The organism is Listeria sp. MAN/IMW/UF555 (genome assembly GCF_058684075.1).
In genome coordinates this window covers 947,946-969,665 of record NZ_JBZWZS010000001.1, presented here as the reverse complement: position 1 = coordinate 969,665, position 21,720 = coordinate 947,946, and the positions used below count along the sequence as shown (strand labels likewise).

Below are 21,720 nucleotides of genomic sequence, written 5' to 3'. Positions count from 1 at the left end.
GAAATGGGAAAACATTTAGTGGAAAAGATGGAAATTTTTAAGGCGAATTCCAAGCGAGAAATACATAAAAAAATTCGCTTAGTAACGAACGAGCCATATAAAATTACGGATGAACGTGTCACAAAGCTTGGGATTTTTAAGAAACAGTATGAAGTGACGGCGGTCATTATGAGTGAAGTAGCGATAGCAGATGGTCGAATGGACTTCCAAGAAACCTTTCAAAAATCAGTTGTGAAAACGAGACCAAAAACGGACGATTTATTAAAAAAGGAAAAACTACTAGAGATGCTTGCTGCGGGGGCGGAACTTGCACAGTCAACGCCACTCCTTGAAGAACGTAAAACGCAAGAAGAAGAGCTTACAACTATGCGCCTTGAGCTGGCGGCATTAAACCGCGAGCTTGCTGTAAAAATGCGTGAGGAACGCGAGCAAAATAGTGATTTCGTGAAATTTTTGAAGAGCCGCGGAATAAGCGATACGTATGTGGCGGACTTTATGCAGGCGGGACGGAAACAGTTTAAGCAAGTGGAAACAGCTCATTTAGACGATATTACCGATTGGTTCGTCCCTTACTTGTCAGGAAAATTAGCGGTGGAAGATTCGTTTGACTTAAGCAACCACCGGATTATTTCTTTAATTGGGCAAACTGGTGTTGGGAAAACGACGACACTTGTAAAACTAGGCTGGCAACTTTTGAAGCAAAATCGCACAGTTGGTTTTATCACAACAGATACTTTCCGCTCGGGTGCGGTAGAGCAGTTCCAAGGTTACGCGGATAAACTTGACGTCGAACTCATTGTTGCGACAAGCCCTGCTGAACTGGAAGAAGCTGTGCAGTACATGACGTATGTTAGTGGTGTGGATCATATTTTGATTGATACGGTTGGCAGGAACTATTTGGCGGAGGAATCGGTGAGTGAAATCGCTGCATATACGAATGTTGTTCATCCAGATTTAACTTGTTTTACATTTTCTTCTGGTATGAAAAGTGCTGATGTGATGACAATTTTACCAAAACTAGCAGAAATTCCAATCGATGGTTTTATTATTACAAAAATGGATGAAACGACCCGAATTGGTGATTTATACACGGTAATGCAAGAAACGAATTTGCCGGTGCTCTATATGACTGACGGGCAAAATATAACCGAAAATATTTTCAGACCAAAAAGTCGTTGGTTGGCAGAACGATTTGTTGGGACGGATAGGAGGCAGGTACTGGAATGAAAGGATTATACATTGGAGCAGCTGGGATGATGAACTATATGCAACATATTCAGGTTCATTCTAATAACGTGGCAAATGCGCAGACGCCAGGTTTTAAATTTGATCAGCTCACAAGTGAAGTTATTTCTAGGAATAAGGTGAACTATCAGAACAGTCCTGTCGCTAGGCAAGTTGGAACGATTGATTACGGCGTTCGACCAACTGCGACACATATTAATTTAACGGCTGGGTCAAGTTATATTACGAACCGCGACCGAGATTTCTTTATGCAAGACACAAATCCAGAACAAGGTAGTAATTTTTTCATTACTGCCAAAAATGGTGAGATTTCTCTTTCAAGAGGCGGGCAGTTCCATACTGATCAATTTGGTTTTTTACGGACGGCAGATGGCGCCAATATACTCAGCTCAACCGGAGAAGCGATTCAAGTTGGCCAAAAAACAGCTATCCGAGCCGAAGCAAACGGTGATTTATATAATGCAGAAACTAATCAATACTTGGGACGTCTTGGAACAAAATTTGTTTCAGCAGATCAAGTGGACAGCTTAGTGAAAGACGGAGAAGGAAGACTTCACGTCAATGGAATAAACACCATGAATCTACCAGCTGGACAAGGGAATATTCAAAACGGTGTACTGGAAACGTCCAATGTCGATTTAGGCGTGGAAATGGTACAACTGATGGATAACCAGCGTATGGTACAAGCTTCAAAAAATGTCGTGAATATGTTTGACAAAGTATACGACAAAGAAGCAACCGGATTAATTCGTCAGTAACGACCTAGCTAAGGGGAGGGGAAAAAGAATGATTCCAGATTTGGAGAAGGATTATCTTTACTTTACTCGTGTCGTCAAAAGGGACTTAGGTTTAGATTTAACGCTTTATAAAGAAACACAAATGAAACGGCGGATTTTATCTTTTATCGTGAAGAAAAAATATATTACATTTGGAGAATTTTTCAAACATCTCAAAAAAGATGCATTGCTTTTAGATGAGTTCATTAGTTTGATTACAATCAACGTTTCTGCTTTTTTTCGGAACCGCAATCGTTGGGATGTGCTAGAAAAACAAGTGATTCCGAGACTGCTTGAAGATAGTCGCGGGAAGCTTCGCGTGTGGAGTGCGGCTTGTTCATCAGGGGAAGAGCCGTATTCGCTAGCTATTATGATGGAACGTTCGGTGGGCACGCGGCACTATGATATTTTGGCAACGGATCTCGAACCAGCTATTTTAAAACGAGCAGTCATCGGAGAATATCAAAGCCGCCAAATGGAAGAATTAAACGAACAAGAACGACGTAGCGCATTCATTGAAAAAGGGGATACATATCAGATTTTACCTGAATATCGTAAAGCTATTCGTTTTCGACGTCACGATTTGCTGACGGATTACTACGAAAAAGGTTTTGACTTAATTGTCTGTCGCAATGTGCTGATTTATTTCACGGCAGAAGGAAAACATCAAGCATACCAGAAATTTGCAGATTCACTAAGACGTGGTGGTGTTCTTTTCATCGGAGGTTCAGAGCAGATTTTGAACCCGGCTGACTACGGGCTGGCCACATTAAATAATTTTTTCTACATAAAAACCTAGCAAAAACGAAATGGAGTTGGTTAGATGGGACGAATGGAAAACATTAAAAATTTAGCGTTTTTTGAGGACAAACCAGGACTCGCAGAACAAATTTTAATGCTTGAAAAGAAAGAGCAACTTTTTTTACCAAATGAATTTGAAATTAGACAAACAGTTGGCTATGAAATCGGGGATAAAGAAGTCATTCTAGGCCGACTCGAGTCGTTTTATTTTCTCGCTTTAAAAGGTGTTAAAGAAGATAATTACCGCTCGCAAGCATTTGCCAGTGAAGCGGATGCCAAAGCGTTTTTCGTTCATTTACCAGAAATGGAAAACGAGTTAATTGCTTTTTGGTTAAATGAAGTGGAATTAGTTCGCTGAAAAAAGTAGGTGGGAGATGAAGTAACGTGGAAATAACAACGATTATAGGACTTGTGTTGGCAGTGATAGTCATTGCGGGTTCGTTTATGATTCAAAATATATCACTGGCGATGTTATTTAGCGCAGAAGCATTAATTGTTATCATTCTTGGGACAATTACAGCTGTTATGATGGCGCACCCATGGAGTGATGTAAAAGTAGTACCGAAACTGTTTAAAATTCTTTTCACTAAAGAAAAGATGCCAGACAAAGTAGAGATACTTGTGCAGTACAAAGAATATGCCGATGAAATTAGGCGTAGCGGCGTACTTGCGCTAGAAGACTCTGTCGATGAAATTGAAGATCCATTTATGAAACGAGGCATGCGTCTAGTTGTAGATGGACAATCTTCCCCAGAATTTTTACGGGATGTTTTGGAAGAAGAAGTTGCGAGCATGGAAGAACGTCATGCTGCTTATGCCAAGATTTTTGCATCAGCCGGAGCATATGCGCCGACGCTTGGTGTACTTGGAGCAGCAATGGGACTCATTCATGCGATGGGAGAAATGTCGAATCCAGATAAGCTTAGCGAAGCAATAGCCGCGGCGTTTGTTTGTACGATTTTCGGTATTTTCACCGGTTACGTGCTTTGGACACCATTTGCCAATAAATTAAAAGTAAAATCACAAAAAGAAGTGCATTTGCGATATATGATGATTGAGGGAGTCGTCGCGCTTCAAGAACGAAATGCACCACGTGTTGTGGAAGAACGTTTATTATCTTTTTTAAGTCCAAAAGAGAAAGATGTGCTGCGAAATGGAAAAGGGAAGAAAACGAGAGAAGTGGAGGAAATTGAGCGTGGCCAAGCGTCGCAAGAAACCGCAGGAGGAACACGTTGATGAAACGTGGTTAATTCCATATAGTGATTTGCTGACACTTTTACTTGCGCTATTCATCGTTCTGTTTGCCTCCAGTTCCGTTGATGCTAAGAAATTCGAACAAATGGGAAATGCATTTAAGAAAATTGTTGAGGAAGGCGCGGCAGGCAATCAAGCATATGTATCCAAAGAAAAAGGACCAGATGATCCAAATGTGAATGCAGTCTTGAAGGCGATGGAAGAGCAAGATAAAAAGAAAGAAGCAAACGAACAAGAGAAAGCCAAAAAAGCAGCGGCTGCCTTACTTAAAAAGCAAAACGAAGAAAAGATTGAAGCATTTAAAAAACAAATCGATAGCTATATAGCAGCAGAGCATTTGGGAGCGAAAATTACGACGAAATACTCAGACGAAGGGCTTTTAATCACCATTCGCGATGATATTTTATTCCAATCTGGTAGCGCAGAATTATCTGCAGACAAACGCGAGATTGCCAAAGAAATCGGCGAACTATTTGCGCAAGGTAAAGGAACGATGGAAGGTATTGTTTCCGGACATACCGATAATGTGCCAATAAGTACATCGATATATTCCTCCAACTGGGAACTAAGCGTCGCGCGTGCTGTTAATTTCATGGAAGCAATTATTCAAGAAAACAGCGAAGTCAACCCAGGTGAGTTTAGTGCTCGTGGTTACGGAGAATTCAGACCCGTCGCCAAAAATGATATTGCAACAAATCGCGAAAAAAATCGGCGTGTAGAAATCATGGTGCGCCCAATTAATCGCGATACACTTGATGAAGATAAGTAGGTGAGTTGATTGCAACTTTTTTTAAGCGGTTCCCATACATTAACAGATTATGACAAACAAGAAATACAAGCATACCTAGAAAAATTTGCACCAGTGAACCATATTCACTTGCTTTGTTATAAATCGATTGAAAATGAAGTTTTACAATATTTTCTAAAAAAAGAGCATTTGGCTCCGCGGTTGTCGATTTATACACTTGCACCAAAAGAATGTTTACCAGAGCCATTTTTATCCGCGATAGACTACTTGGAGCGCCTAGGCAGTAGCTATCAATCATTTGGTTATTTTGATACGGTGATTACAAAGCCGACTTATGAGAAATTCTTAGCACAAATTATTAATAAAATGGATTTGGTTTGTTGTTTTTATAACGGGGATAAGCCGACTGATGTGATACCAGTCGATGTAGCAAAATCGTTCGATGTGCAAAGTATGATTTATGATTTACCTAAAGCCAAAAAACATCTACTGCACCGGGCGAGCAGCGATAAAATAAAATTAGTGAATTAATTGATAGAAAGAGGGAAGATTCATGCGGCCGTTAATTTCGATTTGTATGATAGTCAAAAATGAAGCACATATTTTAAGACAAAGTTTAGCGTCTTTTAGAAAATTTACAGAAGAAATCATTATTGTAGATACAGGTTCCACTGACGAAACCAAGGAAATCGCAAAAGAATTCACTGATTTTGTCTATGACTTTGAATGGACTGGCAACTTTTCTGATGCAAGAAACTTTGCGGCCAAACATGCAACGGGAAAATGGATTTTAGCCATTGATGCAGACGAATGTTTAGAAGAAGAAAGTTATCGCAAATTAGAAAAACAATTAAAATCACCAATCGAACCAATTCAAATGGCACAAATTATTAGTTTTACAGGGGAAAAAGGGCGAGTAACAACAACGAATCAAATGGCTCGTGTTTATAAAAATGATGGGACGATTTGTTTCCGCGGCGTCATTCACGAACAGCTAGAGGCAGTCGATAAACACGCGATTGAATCAGGTGTTGCCGAAGTAAAAATTTATCATTATGGTTATATGTCTGAAATTGTTGAAAAACAAGACAAATCAGACCGTAATTTGCGCTTATTAGAAAAAGAAGTTAAAAATAATAAAAACAGCGGCTTTGTTCACTTTAATATTGGGCAGGAAATGAATCGGCTTGGAAATAAAAAAGAAGCTTTGAAAGAATTTTCGGAGGCCTTCCGTTTGCGCGATAACAACCATTATATTTGGGCAAAACTAAGCGCCTATCATATTTCCGAACTACTTGAACAAGAAAAACGCTACGATGAAAGTTTGGCAATTATTGAAGAAGCGAAAGTCATTTGGCCGAACGTACCAGAGTTTCCACTGAAAAAAGCAAATATCTTATACGTTAATCACCAACTCGAGGATGCGAAAGAAATTTATAAAAGTTTGCTAGAAAATACTGCGATCGACTACCAACCGATTGTTTTATACGAAGCAACGAACTTTATGCCGCACAAAATGCTTGGAACGATTTACTTAGAAGAAAAAGATTACACACGAGCAATGACTCATTTTTCCAAAGCATATGCAGAAAATAGTTCTGATTACGGTGTGATGTTCCAAATGATTATGTTACTGAGCAAATTCCATCAACCAAAAGAAATTTTCGCATTTATGGAACGTCATAACTTTATTTCTAGTACGGAAACAGGATTGCGGTTACTTTCGATGACAACACAACAAGGATACGCAGAGTTATCTGAACTCATCGTTCAGTCACTAACGGATGTTTACCCGCCAGTCGCAGAAGCTACCGAAGTGAAAATCGCGACCATTCGTAACGTCTTCCCAGTAATTAGCGAATCGGCCATTTTATTCGGGATTAAAGAAGAATTAATTGACGCGGCTGACTTATGCTTGTGGCATTATGAAAATCCGCAATTACCAATCGAGCGCGTCATGAAAAATAGCGATGTTGGAGAAATTTATGATTTTATCTTTGAAAACGGTCCGAAAATCAGCAAAAAACGTTATTTATTTGTATTAGAACGAGCGATTGCGCTTGGTAAAGGCGAGTTTGCCGATTACTTACTTGCGCTTCGAAATGTCTACCATGATAGCATTAATAGCCACATTGCTGACTTGTTCTTCCAATATGATTTTGCCGATATTGCGCTTGATTTTTACAATATCGTCGACGCAGACGAAGTGACTAAACAAGGCTATATTAACCTAATCAATTATTTAGTAGATGCCGAGGTACTGGATGAGGCGCTTGCAATTGCAGAACGAGGTATCGATAATTTTAGTACCGATTTCCGTTTCTACCTTTGGGCAATCAAAATTGATACCGAAAACCGCGCGAATCGTATTAGCGAAGCAATGGACGAATTCCCAAATAATCGCTATTTAGCAAAATTGTTAGATGAAGTTACGATGCTACAAGATACAGTTACAAACAATCGATAGGAGGCCAGTAATATGACAGAAGAAAAAGGAATTTTACTACAAAGTGGAACAAATGAATTAGAAATTGTTACTTTTACAGTTGGCGAAAATTTATTTTGTATTAACGTTTTAAAAGTGAAAGAGATTATTCATCCGCTAGAAGTGACGCCCGTACCAGATTCGAATCCGGCAATTGAAGGCGTTTCCCAAGTTCGCGGCGAAATCATGCCAGTTGTCAATCTTGCGCGTGTGATGAAATTACCAGAAATCGAACCAGAAAATACGAAATTCATTATCACAGAACTAAACCAAATGAAAATCGTTTTCCGTGTCGACGAGGTGCACCGTATTCAGCGCATTTCTTGGGAACAAATTGAAGAGCCAGAGAAACTATCGATTGGCTTAGAAGAATTAGCTGTTGGAATCGTGAAGCTAGATGGCAATCTAGTACTCTTACTTGATTATGAAAAAATCATTTATGAAATTAGCGGAAATGCTGATTTTGCCGTTACAGGTGAAGATCGTATTACTCGAAAAGTAAACCGTGAAGAGAAGACTATTTTCATTGCCGAGGATTCGCAAATGCTACGTCAATTACTGGAAGATACACTTCATGAGGCTGGCTATACAAATCTGCAGTTCTTTGCTAATGGTCGTGAAGCGCAAGAACATATTTTCAAATTACTCAAAGAACAAAAAGAGCAAACGTTTGAAAATGTTAACTTATTAATTACAGACATCGAAATGCCACAAATGGACGGACACCATTTAACAAAAGTAATTAAAGAAGATGAAATTGGTCGTGAATTGCCAGTTGTTATTTTCTCTTCCCTAATTACAGAAGACCTGGAACATAAAGGTGCTGGGGTTGGTGCGGACGCGCAAGTAAGTAAACCAAATATTCATCAACTCATTAATATTTTGGATGAGCTCGTTTTATAAAAAGAAGTGTTTGGACAATTTTTCTGTTCAAACACTTCTTTATTTTATTTAAAAAAATAATTTATAAAAACAGAAAAACGTTGATATTAAGCCGAATTTCCATTTTTATATAAATAAAAACAACTTATTTTTACATTTTTAACAAAAAACATTTGATTTTTTAAAAAAATGAAGATATAATAAAGCATATAGAGAAGAGAAGTCTTTTCTAAACCGAATGTAGGAGGGAAACACAAATGAAAGTAAATACTAATATCATTAGCTTGAAAACACAAGAATATCTTCGTAAAAACAACGAAGGCATGACTCAAGCGCAAGAACGTTTAGCATCTGGTAAACGTATTAACAGTTCTCTTGATGACGCTGCTGGTCTTGCAGTTGTTACTCGTATGAACGTTAAATCTACAGGCTTAGATGCAGCAAGCAAAAACTCATCCATGGGTATTGACTTGTTACAAACAGCGGATTCAGCTCTTAGCTCCATGAGTTCAATCTTGCAACGTATGCGTCAATTAGCAGTACAATCTTCTAACGGTTCATTCAGTGACGAAGATCGTAAACAATATACTGCTGAATTCGGTAGCTTGATCAAAGAACTTGATCACGTTGCTGACACTACTAACTACAACAACATCAAATTACTAGATCAAACTGCTACAAATGCTGCTACTCAAGTAAGCATCCAAGCGTCTGATAAAGCTAATGACTTAATCAATATCGATCTTTTCAATGCGAAAGGTCTTTCTGCTGGAACAATCACTCTAGGTAGTGGTTCTACAGTTGCTGGTTATAGTGCATTATCTGTTGCTGATGCTGATTCTTCTCAAGAAGCAACTGAAGCTATTGATGAATTAATCAATAACATCTCTAACGGTCGTGCGCTTCTAGGTGCTGGTATGAGTCGCCTTAGCTACAATGTATCTAACGTGAACAACCAATCCATCGCAACTAAAGCATCTGCTTCCTCTATTGAAGATGCAGATATGGCTGCTGAAATGTCCGAAATGACTAAATACAAAATTCTTACACAAACATCTATCAGCATGCTTTCTCAAGCAAACCAAACACCGCAAATGTTAACTCAATTAATTAACAGCTAATAACATATCAAATTCATTTATCGAACATTGTTTACCCTTTGCCTCTCGTCACCCCGGACGAGAGGCTTTTCTTTTGTTTTATAAAAATATTTTCGGATTGAAATTATGGCCCAGAGCCAATGTTAAGCTAGTTAACTATTTTTTAAATAATTTTATTATAAAAAACGGATATTTTTTAAGAAAAAGGTAGAAATTGTCTTATTTTTATTATAAAATGATATTATGCGATTTTTTTAAAAAATATTTATAGGTATAGGAATGGGAGTTGTATTTTATGTTGAAGTTGTTGATTGTCGACGATGCAATGTTCATGCGTACGATGATTAAGAATATCGTGAAAGATAGCGATTTTGAAGTAGTTGCAGAAGCGGAAAATGGACTGGAAGCAGTGAAAAAGTACGATGAAGTAAAACCTGATATTGTAACGCTTGATATTACAATGCCAGAAATGGACGGCTTAGAAGCACTTGCACAAATTATGGCAAAAGATCCATCTGCTAAAGTTATTATGTGTTCGGCGATGGGACAACAAGGCATGGTTGTTGATGCAATTAAAAAAGGTGCCAAGGACTTTATCGTGAAACCTTTCCAAGCGGACCGGGTTTTAGAGGCGTTAGAAAAAGCAGCTAAGTAGAGAAATGGAGGTGGGTAGCATGACTACAAATATGTTAGACCTGTTTATAGAAGAAGCTTCAGAACATTTACAGGCGCTAAATGATAATCTGTTACAGCTTGAGAAAGACCCGACGAACGGTCAGTTGGTAAGTGAAATTTTCCGTTCAGCACATACGTTTAAAGGAATGTCCGCAACAATGGGCTTCCAACAGGTGGCTGATTTAACGCATGCAATGGAAAATGTACTAGATGAGGTACGCAATAATCGATTAGCTGTAACAGAACATTTGGTAGACATTATTTTTACATGTACATCTCATTTGGAAACAATGGTTTCAGATATTCAGCACGGCGGGCAAGGTGCCGCGGATATTTCGAAAACCGTGGCTGACTTAGAGGCGCTTTTACATCCAGAACAAGAAACTGGTTTAGCCGTAGAAGCAACTTATCGTATTAGCATTCAAATTGAAGAAGCAGCTATTTTGAAAGCAGTGCGGGCGGTGATGTGTTTAGAGCGACTTGCAGAAATTGGAATTATCTCAGAAACATCACCAGATAGAGAAGCAATCGAGCTAGAAGAGTTTGAACAGACGTTTGAAGTAGTTTTAGAAACTGCGCAAACAAAAGAAGAAATCGAAGCGGTTATTCTAGATATTTCTGAAATCGAAAAAGTGACAGTAACAGAAGAAGTGGAAGAAGTTCAGATTATTGAACCAATCAAAAAAGCCGTAAAACAAACAACCAAACGATTAGAAAATAAAACCATTCGTGTACAACTTGAAAAAATCGAAAAGCTAATGAACGTTTTTGAAGAAAGCGTCATTGAACGGGCGAGAATTGATGAAATCGCAGAAAAAACCAATAACAAAGAATTGATGGAGCATCTAGGACGATTCAGCTCCATCTCAAAAGAAATCCAAAATGGTTTACTCAACATGCGGATGGTACCAGTAGACAGTGTTTTCAACCGTTTTCCAAAAATGGTACGTACGCTTGCCAAAGAATTAGGCAAGAAAATCGATTTAGTTATTGAAGGCGCTGATACGGAAGTCGACAAAATCGTCATTGATGAAATTGGTGACCCACTTGTTCACTTAATTCGTAATTCAGTAGACCACGGCGCAGAAACAGTGGAAGTTAGACGTAAAAATGGGAAAAATGAAACCGCCACAATTAACCTAAAAGCTTTCCATAGTGGGAACAATGTTGTGATTGAGATTGCCGATGACGGTGCGGGAATCAATAAACGCAAAGTCTTGGAAAAAGCAATTGCGAAAAATGTCGTTACAAGAGCAGAATCAACCAAAATGACGGACTCGGAAATTTTTGATTTATTATTTGATTCCGGTTTCAGTACCGCAGACCAAGTATCCGATTTGTCTGGTCGAGGCGTGGGGCTAGATGTTGTCCGTAATACGATTCTTAAAATCGGCGGAAAAATTAGCGTAGAATCAAGTGAAAATGCTGGCTCGACGTTCCGAATTGAGATTCCGCTAACATTATCAATCATCCAGTCGATGCTCGTTGCAACCTCTGAACGTCGCTATGCTGTACCACTGGCAAATGTGGCAGAGGCAATTACGATTAATCCCGCGGACATTCAACATGTTCACGGCAAAGACTTAATCAACTACCGCGAAACCATTATTGAAGTACTCGATTTAGGCGAATGCTTCCATGAAACACCTTTGAACGATACGGATGAATTACTATTACTCGTCGTGAAAAATGCCAAGCGAACTTTTGGACTTATTATTAAAGATATTATCGGTCAACGGGAAATCGTTTTAAAAACACTTGGCGGCTTTTTCAGCGAAAGTCAAATTGCCTTTTCTGGGGCAACGATTTTAGGCGATGGCCGTGTCGTATTAATTTTAAATTTAGAAACATTTTAAGGAGGGACCATGATGGAACAAGTATTTCAAGTAGAACTTCCTGAATGGGAACCGAAAGAACCGAGCCAAGAAGGACGCGAAAAAGGCTCAATCCGTCAAGTAGACAATATTGGCGTTAACTTAATCGTCCGCCTTGGAAAAAAAGAAATGCCAGTAGGGGACATTGCCGAGTTAAGCATTGGCGATGTCCTCGAAGTGGAAAAGAAACCTGGCCACAAAGTCGAAATTTTCCTCGATGAAAAGAAAGTCGGCATCGGTGAAGCTATTTTGATGGACGAGAACTTCGGAATCGTTATTTCAGAAATCGACTAAAGAAAGAGGGCAAGTGATTTGAAGCAAGAGGCTTACAACGCAGTGAAGATGAAAGTGGACCAAGAGAAAACGGCCATTTTAAAAGAATTGCAATTATTACTATCCAAACGGGAAAAAGTTACAGAAAAATTAGCGCACGAAAAAGAAGTCTATTACTCGAGAACGAAAAAAGAAAGACTCCAAGTGGCGGTATTAGCAGGAAGCATGCAACTTGATGCCTTTTCCCCGAGCCGCATTCAACAAATGGAGCGAGAAATTCACCAAATTAGCCAGTACATTAAAAGCAATGAACAAATCTTAGAAAAACTTGAGGAAAAAGGGAAACAGGCGAAAAAAATGTACGATGACACAAGAAAAAAATGGCAACAGCTTGAAAATAAAAAAGAAGAACAACTATTACGCGATTTGAAAATGGTGCTATTAAAGTAAAAGGGAGGAAAACTCATGCTAATCCCAGATAATTTGCTACAACCACTCGTCGGAAAAAAACAGGTCGAACCAAAAGAAATGTTAGCAGAAGAATTAGTAGAATTACCTTTTATTTCACTTTTAATGGAAAATAGCCCTGCGCCGCTCTTAAAGGGAGAAGCGGGAAATGAAGAGCTAGCCACCATTCCATTAAAGGAAATCGCACCACCACTCGTTTCAGCAAAATTACTTGAAGGTGAGCCGGAGACCAAACTACCGGATGCGCCACTTGAGCTGAAAGAAGTTAAAGACACACTTGCGGCAATCGCCAAACAAGCAATTGAACAACCAAAAATAGAAAACGCCCCGCAAGCCGTGCAAACTCCAGTAACAAATACACCGAATGAACCCACAAAAAATGCTACCAGAGAGCAACAACCGCCACCAGAACTTATCATGCCCACAAAAGAATCACCAAAGTTAACGGAAACTGTGGCCAAAAACCAACCAGTCCTAGCCAAATTACCTCAAGAAAAAGAAGTCGTGCAACTTTTTAAAGCGAGCATTAAAGAACCGGTAATAGCAAAAGAAGAAGTCGCTGTCAAAAAGCCAGCTGAATCAAGTAATATTTGGCACGACACGGCAAAACAACTCACACCAGCTGCCAAACCCGAAGTTCCAGTAACGCTGAAACAACTCGATAAAACCATCACCGACCAAATCGAACAGTTGCAAAAATTTCAAGTAAAGCAAAATAAAGCCTTTTTCGCGATTCAACCAGAGTCACTCGGAAAAGTAGAAGTTTTACTTAAAAAAATGCCCGATAAAATATTTGTACATATCGAATATCAGGAGCAAACAGCGAAACAAAAACTCGAACAGATGGCGCAAGATTTGCATAATCGCTTTCGAGATCGCGGTGTAGAAGTTGCCGTAACAATGACCGAAAAACAAGCGCCAAAAGAAAATGGTCAAGGGTCAGATGGACGACACCAAGGCGAATCTAAAAAAGAGAAAGAACGCGAAAATCCACATCAGGAAAGAGCTAAACAAGAAGCATTTGATTTAGAGGAGGAGACGTAATTTGGACGGAATTAGTAGTTTATCAGGAGCGAGTCAGGATACAAATAATGCAGTAACATCAAGCGTATCAAAAACCCTTGGCAAAGATGACTTCATGAAACTATTTTTAACAAGTTTACAATACCAAGACCCATCGAGCCCGCTTGATACGAATGAAATGATGTCACAAATGGCGCAACTTTCCTTAATGGAACAAGTTGCCAATATGACCACTGCCGTAGATAAGCTATCTGAACAAGCACAAAACTCCGCCTTACAATCCGCGGTTAATTTTATCGGTAAAGATATAAAAGGAGTTTCACTAAACGGCGAAGTAATTAGCGGCCAAGTCGAAAGCGTTCAACAAACGACAAACGGCGTCATGCTGAAAATAAAAGACCAAGATAGCCTCGTGCCAATGACTTATGTAACAGAAATTAATTAAAAATTTGGGAGTGTGAATTATGAATCAAACTATGTATACAGCTATTTCTGGGATGAATGCGTTCCAACAAGCATTATCAGTGACATCAAATAATATTGCCAATGCGAACACGACAGGATATAAAAAACAAAGCGTCGTTTTCAATGATTTACTTTACCAAAACACAATGGGATCTGTTGCAGGCGGACTTTATGCAGGAACAAACCCAATGAGCTTCGGTTCCGGTTCGAAAATTGGGGCAATTTTAACCGATTATACAGCAGGTTCTCCGACTTCAACTGGCAGAAACAAAGATGCAGCACTACAAGGCCGCGGCTTTTTCATTGCTGGCGATAACGCTGGTGGGAATATCGTTTACACACGTGACGGTAGCTTTGCAGTATCTGACAATAACTATTTAACAACGCAACAAGGAAAATACGTTATGGGATATGCAACAGATAAAAATGGCAACGTTTTAAACGGAAACTTGCAACCAATTCAAATCCCATTAAATAGCGCAATTCCTGGCGAAGCAACAAAAAATGGTAGCTTAAGCGGTAACATTCCACTTGACTGGGGCGAAAAAGATACGATTTCTTCCGAGCTTTCTGTATACGATAATGCTGGTGGAAAACATAAACTTCAAGTCAATATGAAAGCTGCGACACCAGATGCGAGTGGCAATGTTTCCTACGAATATGAAATTCAAATGGACGGAAAAGCCTTAACTCCTCCAGTAACAGGAACACTTAATTACAACGCGCAAGGCGAACTTACAAACCCTGATGCACTTAAAAACATTCAAATCAATTCCACTGTTAACGGCAAACAAGTCAATATGGGCTTAAACCTAAGTGGCTTAACAAACTATGGTACAAACCAAGTATTCTCGCCAACTTCTGACGGAAAAGGCGCTGCAACTGTAAAAGACTACGCAGTTACCGATTCTGGTTATATTGCAGTGAGTTACTCAGACGGTACAGTTATCCCAGTTGCCCAACTTGCGGTTGCTACTTTCTCCAATGAAGACGGCTTAGTCAAAATGGGGAATGGCGAATATGTTCCAGGATTATCTTCTGGAGATGCAGTTTACGGCGTTGCTGGCCAAAACGGAGCTGGCGGAATTAGCGGCTCTTCATTAGAAGGCTCAAACGTAGATTTATCCCGCGAATTCGTTAACTTAATGACATACCAAAGTGGTTTCCAAGGCAATACAAAAGTTATTCGTGTTGCAGATGACGTGATGAAACAAATTGTGAACTTGATTCAGTAGGGAGTTTAGCTAAATGAAAATTAATCATACTATTCCACTCAGAATCGACTTCGAGTTAGGACGCACGAAACAGCCAGTCGGTAGTTTGCTAGATGTAAAAAAAGGGACCGTTTTTCGGTTAGAAGATTCAACAGCCAATGTGGTTAAAATTACGATTTCAGGCAAATGCATCGGTTACGGCGAGATTTTGACAAAAGACGGCAAGATGTTTGTCAAAATAACGAAATTAGGAGAGGGAAGTTCTTCATGAGAGCTAGGGAGTGACAAAAAATGAGCGATAAATTAAGTCAAGAACAAATTGACGCCCTGCTTTCCCAAATGAGTGAAGGTAAGGTAGTTGATGAAAGTACGGAAATTGGCGACTTTGGGCGCTTTCATCCCTATGACTTTCATAAACCAGAGAAATTTGGTGCAGAACACCTCGAAAGCTTAAAGACGATTGCATCAGCATTTACGAAAAAAAGTATGGAGTTTGTTTCCCAGCGTATCCGGATTCCAATTCATACCGAAGCAACTCTTGCAGATCAAGTTTCTTTTGCGAGCGGTTATATCGAAACAATGCCGAACGATAGTTACATTTTCTGCATTATTGACCTTGGGAATCCGGAGCTCGGCCAAATTATTATCGAACTCGATTTAGCCTATATCATTTATATCCATGAATGCTTATCTGGCGGAAATCCAAAACGAAAATTAAGTGAGCGCAGACTATTATCTGTTTTTGAAGAGCTGACGTTGAAATCTATTTTAGAGAAATTTTGTGAAGCACTTAAAGATAGTTTTAAATCAGTGCATCCAATCTCACCAGAAATCGTTAATATCGAAACCAATCCAGCGCTTCTACGTGTCACATCACCAAACGACATGATGGCGCTTGTGAGTGTCGATATTAAATCGGAATTCTGGATTAGTACGATGCGGATTGGCGTGCCATTTTTCTCGGTGGAAGAGATTATGAATAAACTGGAAAACGTCGTTGAGTATACGTTTGATAAAAGACGGAACTTTGATGCGGAAGTGGAGCAAGAATTGCATCAAGTTGAGAAAGAAGCGCGCATTCGGGTGGGAGAAATTAAAACAACATGGAAAGAGCTTAATATGCTGGAAGTTGGCGACGTGCTTCTGACAGAAACTCATATACGTGACACACTTAAAGGTTACGTCACCGAAAAATGGAAATTTGAATGCTATATGGGAAAAAGTGGTAACCAAAAAGCCGTTAAATTTATGCGTCATACAGGGCGAACAGAGCAGGAGAGGTAGAAGTGGAGCAATTACTAGAGAAAAATATCACGCAAATGGAACTAGATGTGATAGGAGAAATCGCCAATATTTCGTTTGGCTCAGCTTCTACGGTCTTATCTGATTTACTACACCAACAAGTCACTATTTCTACACCAAAAGTAGAGATTGTTGATTTATATAATACGAAAGACATTGATATTCCACATGTCGTGTTAGAAGTGAATTTTCACAAAGGAATCGAAATGCGGAATTTATTTGTTCTGCAATCAGAGGTGGCTGCGGCTATCGCGGACTTAATGATGATGGGCGACGGGAATATCGATCCAAACGAAGAGCTTTCAGAACTTCATCTCAGCGCCGTACAAGAAGCGATGAACCAAATGATGGGACATTCTGCAACCGCAATGAGCAATATGTTTGGTGAAATGATTGATATTACAACACCAGACATTAAAGTAATCGCGTTAAAAGAACAGTTAGAAGACACAAATGACCAAACAATGATAAAAGTTGGTTTTGATTTAATTATCGGCGACTTAATTACATCGAATTTAATGCAACTTATTCCCGTTGATAAAGGTCGCGAACTTGCGAAAAGATTGCTTGGCGATGCAATCCCTGAGCCAGAACCTGTAAAAGAAGAAATTAGCTTAACTGCCGAAGAATTAGATGTCTTTTTAGAAGTTTGTAATATCGGCATTGGCTCTGCATCAACTGTTCTATCGAAATTACTTAATCGTAAAGTTTCGCTACAAATCCCAACAGCTCGCGTGATTGATAGCAAAGAATTCGAGTTTAATGAACGACCTTGCTTAGTAACCAGTGTGGAATTTGTCGAAGGACTGCGTTCAAGTAACACCTTTATCATTAGCAAAAATGCCGCGTTAATCATGGCAGATTTAATGATGATGGGAGACGGAATCGTTCAAGAAGATGCGGAATTAACAGAACTTGAAGTCAGTGCAGTGCAAGAATTAATGAACCAAATGATGGGCTTCTCAGCGACAGCGATGTCAGAAATGCTCGGAACAAAGATTGATATTAGCCCGCCAACGATGGAATTCTGCAATTTTGGTGATACGATGATTCAAAAAAATATTGCAGAAGGAAAAACCGTCGAAGTTATCTTCCCACTTGAAGTAGAAGGCTTGTTAAAAACACCCATGTATCAAATTTTTAATCCAGCAGCAGCAAAAGAAATGGCGCAACTAATGCTTGGGATTCAAGCGAAAGAAGTCGCAGAAAAAGAAGCAACACCAGTAGAAATAATGGCGCATGAAACAAAAGAGCCAGCGCAACCAGTAGTAATGGAAGAAAAAGAAACACTATCCGAAATGGAACAAATTTTGGAAGATATTCCAGTAACGCTTGAAGTTGTGTTCGGTACAGCTAAAGTAAAACTAGAAAAATTTATCTCATGGTGTGAAAAAGATGTGATTATCTTGAAAGAAAGCATGAATGAACCACTTGTCTTAGCGCTAAATGGCGTAACGATTGGCAAAGGAATTTTAGTTCGCGTAGATGATCATTTTGGTATACAAATGACTGAGTTAGTAAGGTGAAAAATGTGCGAAAACTTGGACTGATGACAATTTTATTTTGGATGTTTATTTCTGTTCAAGTATTCGCGGCAGAACCGGAACTTCCGATGATTTCACTTGAAAAGGAACAGCAGATTTTCACGTCAGGTGAAGTGATTTCGTTTCATATCGAAAATGCGGAAAAGATGAAAATCGTTTTAGTGAATGAACATGGACAAAAAAGACCCCTAGATGGCGAAACATATACGGTGACGGACTTTGATTTGGAGGGAAGCTACCGCGCAGAATTTTACGCAAACGACAACCCTGAAGCGATTGTTACTGTAGACGATTTATTCCAAGTGCAACAACTGAAGGAAGTTGAAAAAGATGAAACGGCACCTAGTTTAACAGATATTACCTTCGCGCATGACGAAGATGTTTTACATACAAGCGCCCTTCATGTGGCAGCAGATTTAGCCGATGCAGAAACAGGTGTAAAACAAGCGATATTGATAATTCATAGTGATTCGAACGACGCAGAAGCTGAACTAAAACATAACAACTGGACTGGAAAATTTGAAGGAGAAGTACCGTTAGAAAAATTTCAACCAGGAGAAAAACTCACTTTTCAGTTGAAATTAGTTGATTTTGCGGAGAATGAAATCACGATTGACTTAGAAAAAACAATTCAGATGTATCAGCCGAAAAAGCCACATCTAAGTTATAACGCTGTTGACATCACCAACGACGAGAAAAAAATCGTCCAAGTTGGCAATCAAATCAAATTAACGCTCGACAAATATACAACCGAATTTCCAGAAGCTGAAACGGAAAGTGGTATTAAAATCCCGCTAAAATGGCAAAAAAACGCCAACGAATGGATTGGAAGTCTCACTTTAACAAAAGAATTATCCGGCGAAATTATCCATTTCCAAGGAATGAACGTAGCGATACTCGTTCGCTCTACAAGCGAGCCATTTGCGGAGATTAACTTAATCAATAATACGGTTTTAACTGGGATAATTAATCCAGATTTTGCTTTAATCTCAGCATTATCTGTCGAAGTAAATGGGCAAACATTCCGCACCGTTAGAACGGATAATAGCTTCAAAAGTGCGGAAATCTCAACAACCGGAAAAATCATATTACAATGGATCGACTGGGACGGCCGGGCTTATTCTAAACAATTGAGTCAAGAAATCAAGCCAGTGATTCCTGTACCAGGTAAAGAAATAATTGCACCACCACCAGTTATACCAAATGAAAAAGAGCCAATACTTGCAAAACCTGCCCCTAAACCATCTACTGAATCCAGCGAAAAACCTCCAAAGAAGCAGGCTAAGAAGGAAACCTCAACTAAAAACAAGTCAAGCAGTATCCCGTTTTGGATTCCGGCACTCATGATTATAGGCGTTATTATTTTTTCAGGTAATAGAGCAATGAAATAAAAGCAGAAGTGAGGTGGACGGAATGAAAATAGATGGCATTCAAGAATCCGCAGAAAATCGTAATCAGCTAGAACGGGAATTAATTAAACAAAATCCATTATTAAAAGAAGGCAGTGCAAAGGCACAAATGAATACAGAAGTCGCGGTACCAAAAACGCCACCAGTATCATTTTCCTTTAAAGAACTAAGCAGTTTGCAACTAAACGGCACAACAACCGCAAATCTAGAATTATATATGAAATTAATGATGAACAACGCCAAAAAAGCGAATGACTTAATTTTTTACGTCATGCGCGCAGGTATAAAAAATCCAACTGACTCGGCAAAATGGCAAACGGTCAGAAGCGAAATTAGCAGCCAATTAAGCACCATTTTAATGAAACAACATAATTTTGAAGCATACTTTTCTGAAAATCCAGCCAACCAAAAGTTGTTTTTAGCCAATCAAAAAATTATGAACGAAATTTCCTTTTTGCTAAAAATGTTACCAACTTTAACATTTGAAACAACTGGAAAATATGATTTTCTCCGTATGATGCAAATCGCCTCTGGAAATATGGAAACTGGTATCCAAATGATGCGAGAGTTTCAAGGTCATCTGGAACATGCGACAAGACTTGATCCAGTAGTTGACGCTAAGCAAGAAACAAACTGGATGATTAAAGTATTACGTGAGTTTGGCAATATGTTCCATTCCCGCCACTTACTACCATATGAATTACAAGCTGAAAACATCAACATCTGGAAACTAGGTAGCGAATACTTAAAGCTAATGAACCAACTTTTACCACAAATTGGCGCATTTCCAAATGGCAATATTAAAATTTTTCACCAACAAGCGACAAAACCATTAACGGAGCTTTTCCAAGAACTACAAAGATTAGCTGATGGACAAATGACTCAAGGCGGGATTGCTGTTATTCTCGACCGAATGCAAGGTCAGCTCTCGAGACTCGCGCAGCTTTTTCAAAAAATGGAAATCGAAGCGGGCTTTACAGATTCTGAGCGAATTTTAGGAAGCGTAGACGCAGAATTCGCTAGTGATATGACAAAGATGATGCTACTCGCGCAACAAGAAATGTCGTTTTTAGATTTATTAGTAAAAGATTTTCGAAGCGTCTCCAAACAACCAATATTTTTCATGATAGTTGCTATATTTATTATTTTATTATTAATTATTTTATTTTAAAAAAGATATTTTTTCAAAAAATATATACTTTTTCAGGTTGTTTCAGTATAATTAAATAGAAAAATAAGGTTTAGAAAGCGAAAATGAGTTTTTCGGGGGAAAAAGGATGAATAATGTTTCAATTAGCCAGATTTCGCAGTCCAAACAGACGAACTTAGTTAGGGGAATGCAAGAATTAAATCAAACACAACAGCTCTATTTTGAGCAAATGAAGGCAAATGGCAAAAAACAAACTCCTTCCCTGACTGAAATCAATGAACTAATTACCGAAGTGACAGATAAAAAATCACTTGTTGAAATGGATATGACTGTAGATAACGTTTTGAGCTACAAAAAAGCAGTCCAAAGCTTTTTGAATTTTTATGTTAATAATGTGATGGATTATGACAATATCGAAAGCCGACATCCAAAATACGGGTTTTCGCAAAAAATGACGATTTTAAAACAAGTAGAAAAACAAACCAATGAACTAGATGATGTAATGAATTTAATTGATACAAAAACTGGACATTTAGATATGCTAAATCGAATTGGTGAGATTACTGGCATGATTCTCGATGTCGTATTGTAGGTGATGGGAATGCAAAACGAATTAATTAATCAATTAGAAATCTTAATCGAAAAAAATGTCAAAGCGGCCGATGAAGCGAATGTATTAGGTAAATTACTACAGGAAGAAAATTGGATTGAAGCAGAAGAACGCCAACTAGGGCTTCAGCGCGAACTTGCCGGTTTACAAAACGAATATCACGTTTTAAAAACAATTATTGGCGAAGATAATACACTTAGAAGCTTGCAAAAAACATGGACGCCTGCTGAAAATGCATTTATCGATGAACGTAAAAAAATGCTGCTTGAAAAAGAAAGCCTTTTACGAGTAACTGTTTCTGAAAATCAAATTAGAACAGAAATGCAATTAGCTTTTTCGGAACATATGGTAGATGTTATTACGGGGCATCACGCGGAAACTCAAGCAGAAAATAATATGATGATTAACGAAACTTTTTAAGT

24 protein-coding genes are annotated in these 21,720 nt (G+C 38.8%); all 24 read left to right on the top strand.

Going from position 1 to position 21,720, the window contains the following annotated elements; all coding sequences use genetic code 11:
• Positions 1-3 precede the first annotated feature (3 nt).
• The 24 genes from flhF (at position 4) to AC4PG8_RS04745 (ending at position 21,718) form a co-directional block, all read left to right on the top strand.
• Positions 4-1,227, top strand: coding sequence for a flagellar biosynthesis GTPase FlhF (gene flhF / locus AC4PG8_RS04860; RefSeq protein WP_003770884.1), 1,224 nt, complete (start codon positions 4-6; stop codon positions 1,225-1,227).
• On the top strand, positions 1,224-2,003 hold the full coding sequence (locus AC4PG8_RS04855; protein WP_492170090.1) for a flagellar basal-body rod protein FlgG: 780 nt from the start codon (positions 1,224-1,226) through the stop codon (positions 2,001-2,003). Before flhF ends, AC4PG8_RS04855 begins: the two co-directional genes overlap by 4 nt.
• A gap of 28 nt (positions 2,004-2,031) precedes the next feature.
• The gene (locus AC4PG8_RS04850; RefSeq protein ID WP_003760937.1) at positions 2,032-2,820 is read left to right on the top strand and encodes a CheR family methyltransferase; all 789 of its coding nucleotides are present in this window, start codon (positions 2,032-2,034) and stop codon (positions 2,818-2,820) included.
• Between the two features lie 24 nt (positions 2,821-2,844).
• Positions 2,845-3,180 carry a DUF3964 family protein gene (locus tag AC4PG8_RS04845; RefSeq protein ID WP_003760938.1) on the top strand — a complete coding sequence of 112 codons (336 nt, stop codon included), beginning with the start codon at positions 2,845-2,847 and terminating at the stop codon, positions 3,178-3,180.
• 26 nt (positions 3,181-3,206) lie between these two features.
• Complete coding sequence (gene motA / locus AC4PG8_RS04840; RefSeq protein WP_003760939.1) at positions 3,207-4,058, top strand: flagellar motor stator protein MotA; 852 nt, start codon at positions 3,207-3,209, stop codon at positions 4,056-4,058.
• Positions 4,018-4,845, top strand: a complete 828-nt coding sequence (locus AC4PG8_RS04835; protein WP_003760940.1) for a flagellar motor protein MotB — start codon at positions 4,018-4,020, stop codon at positions 4,843-4,845. The genes motA and AC4PG8_RS04835 overlap by 41 nt, the downstream gene beginning before the upstream one ends.
• A gap of 9 nt (positions 4,846-4,854) precedes the next feature.
• Positions 4,855-5,355 carry a hypothetical protein gene (locus AC4PG8_RS04830; RefSeq protein ID WP_003765571.1) on the top strand — a complete coding sequence of 167 codons (501 nt, stop codon included), beginning with the start codon at positions 4,855-4,857 and terminating at the stop codon, positions 5,353-5,355.
• A gap of 22 nt (positions 5,356-5,377) precedes the next feature.
• Complete coding sequence (gene gmaR, locus AC4PG8_RS04825) at positions 5,378-7,291, top strand: transcriptional anti-repressor GmaR (protein ID WP_492170089.1); 1,914 nt, start codon at positions 5,378-5,380, stop codon at positions 7,289-7,291.
• Positions 7,292-7,303: 12 nt separating this feature from the next.
• Positions 7,304-8,212: a chemotaxis protein gene (locus tag AC4PG8_RS04820; protein WP_003760944.1), complete on the top strand. Its 909-nt coding sequence runs from the start codon at positions 7,304-7,306 to the stop codon at positions 8,210-8,212.
• A gap of 236 nt (positions 8,213-8,448) precedes the next feature.
• Complete coding sequence (locus AC4PG8_RS04815) at positions 8,449-9,312, top strand: FliC/FljB family flagellin (RefSeq protein ID WP_003738355.1); 864 nt, start codon at positions 8,449-8,451, stop codon at positions 9,310-9,312.
• A gap of 274 nt (positions 9,313-9,586) precedes the next feature.
• Positions 9,587-9,946 (top strand): response regulator, encoded by a 360-nt coding sequence (locus tag AC4PG8_RS04810; RefSeq protein WP_003721812.1) that lies wholly within the window; start codon positions 9,587-9,589, stop codon positions 9,944-9,946.
• 19 nt (positions 9,947-9,965) lie between these two features.
• Positions 9,966-11,822, top strand: coding sequence for a chemotaxis protein CheW (locus tag AC4PG8_RS04805; protein WP_492170088.1), 1,857 nt, complete (start codon positions 9,966-9,968; stop codon positions 11,820-11,822).
• Between the two features lie 12 nt (positions 11,823-11,834).
• A complete protein-coding gene (locus AC4PG8_RS04800) occupies positions 11,835-12,134 on the top strand; it encodes a flagellar motor switch protein FliN (RefSeq protein WP_003724429.1) in 300 nt (99 codons plus the stop codon).
• Positions 12,135-12,152: 18 nt separating this feature from the next.
• Positions 12,153-12,563 (top strand): hypothetical protein, encoded by a 411-nt coding sequence (locus AC4PG8_RS04795; RefSeq protein WP_010990560.1) that lies wholly within the window; start codon positions 12,153-12,155, stop codon positions 12,561-12,563.
• 15 nt (positions 12,564-12,578) lie between these two features.
• On the top strand, positions 12,579-13,625 hold the full coding sequence (fliK, locus tag AC4PG8_RS04790) for a flagellar hook-length control protein FliK (RefSeq protein ID WP_492170087.1): 1,047 nt from the start codon (positions 12,579-12,581) through the stop codon (positions 13,623-13,625).
• Between the two features lies 1 nt (position 13,626).
• A complete protein-coding gene (locus tag AC4PG8_RS04785; protein ID WP_003760952.1) occupies positions 13,627-14,049 on the top strand; it encodes a flagellar hook assembly protein FlgD in 423 nt (140 codons plus the stop codon).
• 19 nt (positions 14,050-14,068) lie between these two features.
• Positions 14,069-15,304 (top strand): flagellar hook protein FlgE, encoded by a 1,236-nt coding sequence (gene flgE, locus AC4PG8_RS04780; RefSeq protein WP_003721818.1) that lies wholly within the window; start codon positions 14,069-14,071, stop codon positions 15,302-15,304.
• A gap of 13 nt (positions 15,305-15,317) precedes the next feature.
• Entirely contained in the window at positions 15,318-15,554 is a 237-nt protein-coding gene (locus tag AC4PG8_RS04775) for a flagellar motor switch protein FliN (protein ID WP_003721819.1), read from the top strand.
• 20 nt (positions 15,555-15,574) lie between these two features.
• A complete protein-coding gene (gene fliM / locus AC4PG8_RS04770; RefSeq protein ID WP_003765817.1) occupies positions 15,575-16,567 on the top strand; it encodes a flagellar motor switch protein FliM in 993 nt (330 codons plus the stop codon).
• A 2-nt stretch (positions 16,568-16,569) separates the two neighbouring features.
• A complete protein-coding gene (locus AC4PG8_RS04765; protein WP_160464118.1) occupies positions 16,570-18,111 on the top strand; it encodes a flagellar motor switch protein in 1,542 nt (513 codons plus the stop codon).
• 23 nt (positions 18,112-18,134) lie between these two features.
• On the top strand, positions 18,135-19,520 hold the full coding sequence (locus AC4PG8_RS04760) for a hypothetical protein (protein ID WP_185505355.1): 1,386 nt from the start codon (positions 18,135-18,137) through the stop codon (positions 19,518-19,520).
• 22 nt (positions 19,521-19,542) lie between these two features.
• Positions 19,543-20,709 (top strand): hypothetical protein, encoded by a 1,167-nt coding sequence (locus AC4PG8_RS04755; RefSeq protein ID WP_033533291.1) that lies wholly within the window; start codon positions 19,543-19,545, stop codon positions 20,707-20,709.
• A gap of 106 nt (positions 20,710-20,815) precedes the next feature.
• The gene (locus AC4PG8_RS04750; RefSeq protein ID WP_003765825.1) at positions 20,816-21,280 is read left to right on the top strand and encodes a YaaR family protein; all 465 of its coding nucleotides are present in this window, start codon (positions 20,816-20,818) and stop codon (positions 21,278-21,280) included.
• Positions 21,281-21,289: 9 nt separating this feature from the next.
• Positions 21,290-21,718: a hypothetical protein gene (locus AC4PG8_RS04745; protein WP_010990564.1), complete on the top strand. Its 429-nt coding sequence runs from the start codon at positions 21,290-21,292 to the stop codon at positions 21,716-21,718.
• Positions 21,719-21,720 lie beyond the last annotated feature (2 nt).

Excerpts from the sequence above, each read along its gene's own strand:
- AC4PG8_RS04805 (WP_492170088.1), top strand. The coding sequence starts at position 9,966 with ATGACTACAAATATGTTAGACCTGTTTATAGAAGAAGCTTCAGAACAT.
- AC4PG8_RS04775 (WP_003721819.1), top strand. The coding sequence starts at position 15,318 with ATGAAAATTAATCATACTATTCCACTCAGAATCGACTTCGAGTTAGGA.
- AC4PG8_RS04810 (WP_003721812.1), top strand. The coding sequence starts at position 9,587 with ATGTTGAAGTTGTTGATTGTCGACGATGCAATGTTCATGCGTACGATG.
- flhF (WP_003770884.1), top strand. The coding sequence starts at position 4 with ATGGGAAAACATTTAGTGGAAAAGATGGAAATTTTTAAGGCGAATTCC.
- gmaR (WP_492170089.1), top strand. The coding sequence starts at position 5,378 with ATGCGGCCGTTAATTTCGATTTGTATGATAGTCAAAAATGAAGCACAT.
- AC4PG8_RS04760 (WP_185505355.1), top strand. The coding sequence starts at position 18,135 with ATGACAATTTTATTTTGGATGTTTATTTCTGTTCAAGTATTCGCGGCA.
- AC4PG8_RS04845 (WP_003760938.1), top strand. The coding sequence starts at position 2,845 with ATGGGACGAATGGAAAACATTAAAAATTTAGCGTTTTTTGAGGACAAA.
- AC4PG8_RS04800 (WP_003724429.1), top strand. The coding sequence starts at position 11,835 with ATGGAACAAGTATTTCAAGTAGAACTTCCTGAATGGGAACCGAAAGAA.
- AC4PG8_RS04815 (WP_003738355.1), top strand. The coding sequence starts at position 8,449 with ATGAAAGTAAATACTAATATCATTAGCTTGAAAACACAAGAATATCTT.
- AC4PG8_RS04750 (WP_003765825.1), top strand. The coding sequence starts at position 20,816 with ATGAATAATGTTTCAATTAGCCAGATTTCGCAGTCCAAACAGACGAAC.
- fliK (WP_492170087.1), top strand. The coding sequence starts at position 12,579 with ATGCTAATCCCAGATAATTTGCTACAACCACTCGTCGGAAAAAAACAG.
- AC4PG8_RS04745 (WP_010990564.1), top strand. The coding sequence starts at position 21,290 with ATGCAAAACGAATTAATTAATCAATTAGAAATCTTAATCGAAAAAAAT.
- AC4PG8_RS04755 (WP_033533291.1), top strand. The coding sequence starts at position 19,543 with ATGAAAATAGATGGCATTCAAGAATCCGCAGAAAATCGTAATCAGCTA.
- AC4PG8_RS04850 (WP_003760937.1), top strand. The coding sequence starts at position 2,032 with ATGATTCCAGATTTGGAGAAGGATTATCTTTACTTTACTCGTGTCGTC.
- flgE (WP_003721818.1), top strand. The coding sequence starts at position 14,069 with ATGAATCAAACTATGTATACAGCTATTTCTGGGATGAATGCGTTCCAA.
- AC4PG8_RS04855 (WP_492170090.1), top strand. The coding sequence starts at position 1,224 with ATGAAAGGATTATACATTGGAGCAGCTGGGATGATGAACTATATGCAA.
- fliM (WP_003765817.1), top strand. The coding sequence starts at position 15,575 with ATGAGCGATAAATTAAGTCAAGAACAAATTGACGCCCTGCTTTCCCAA.
- AC4PG8_RS04820 (WP_003760944.1), top strand. The coding sequence starts at position 7,304 with ATGACAGAAGAAAAAGGAATTTTACTACAAAGTGGAACAAATGAATTA.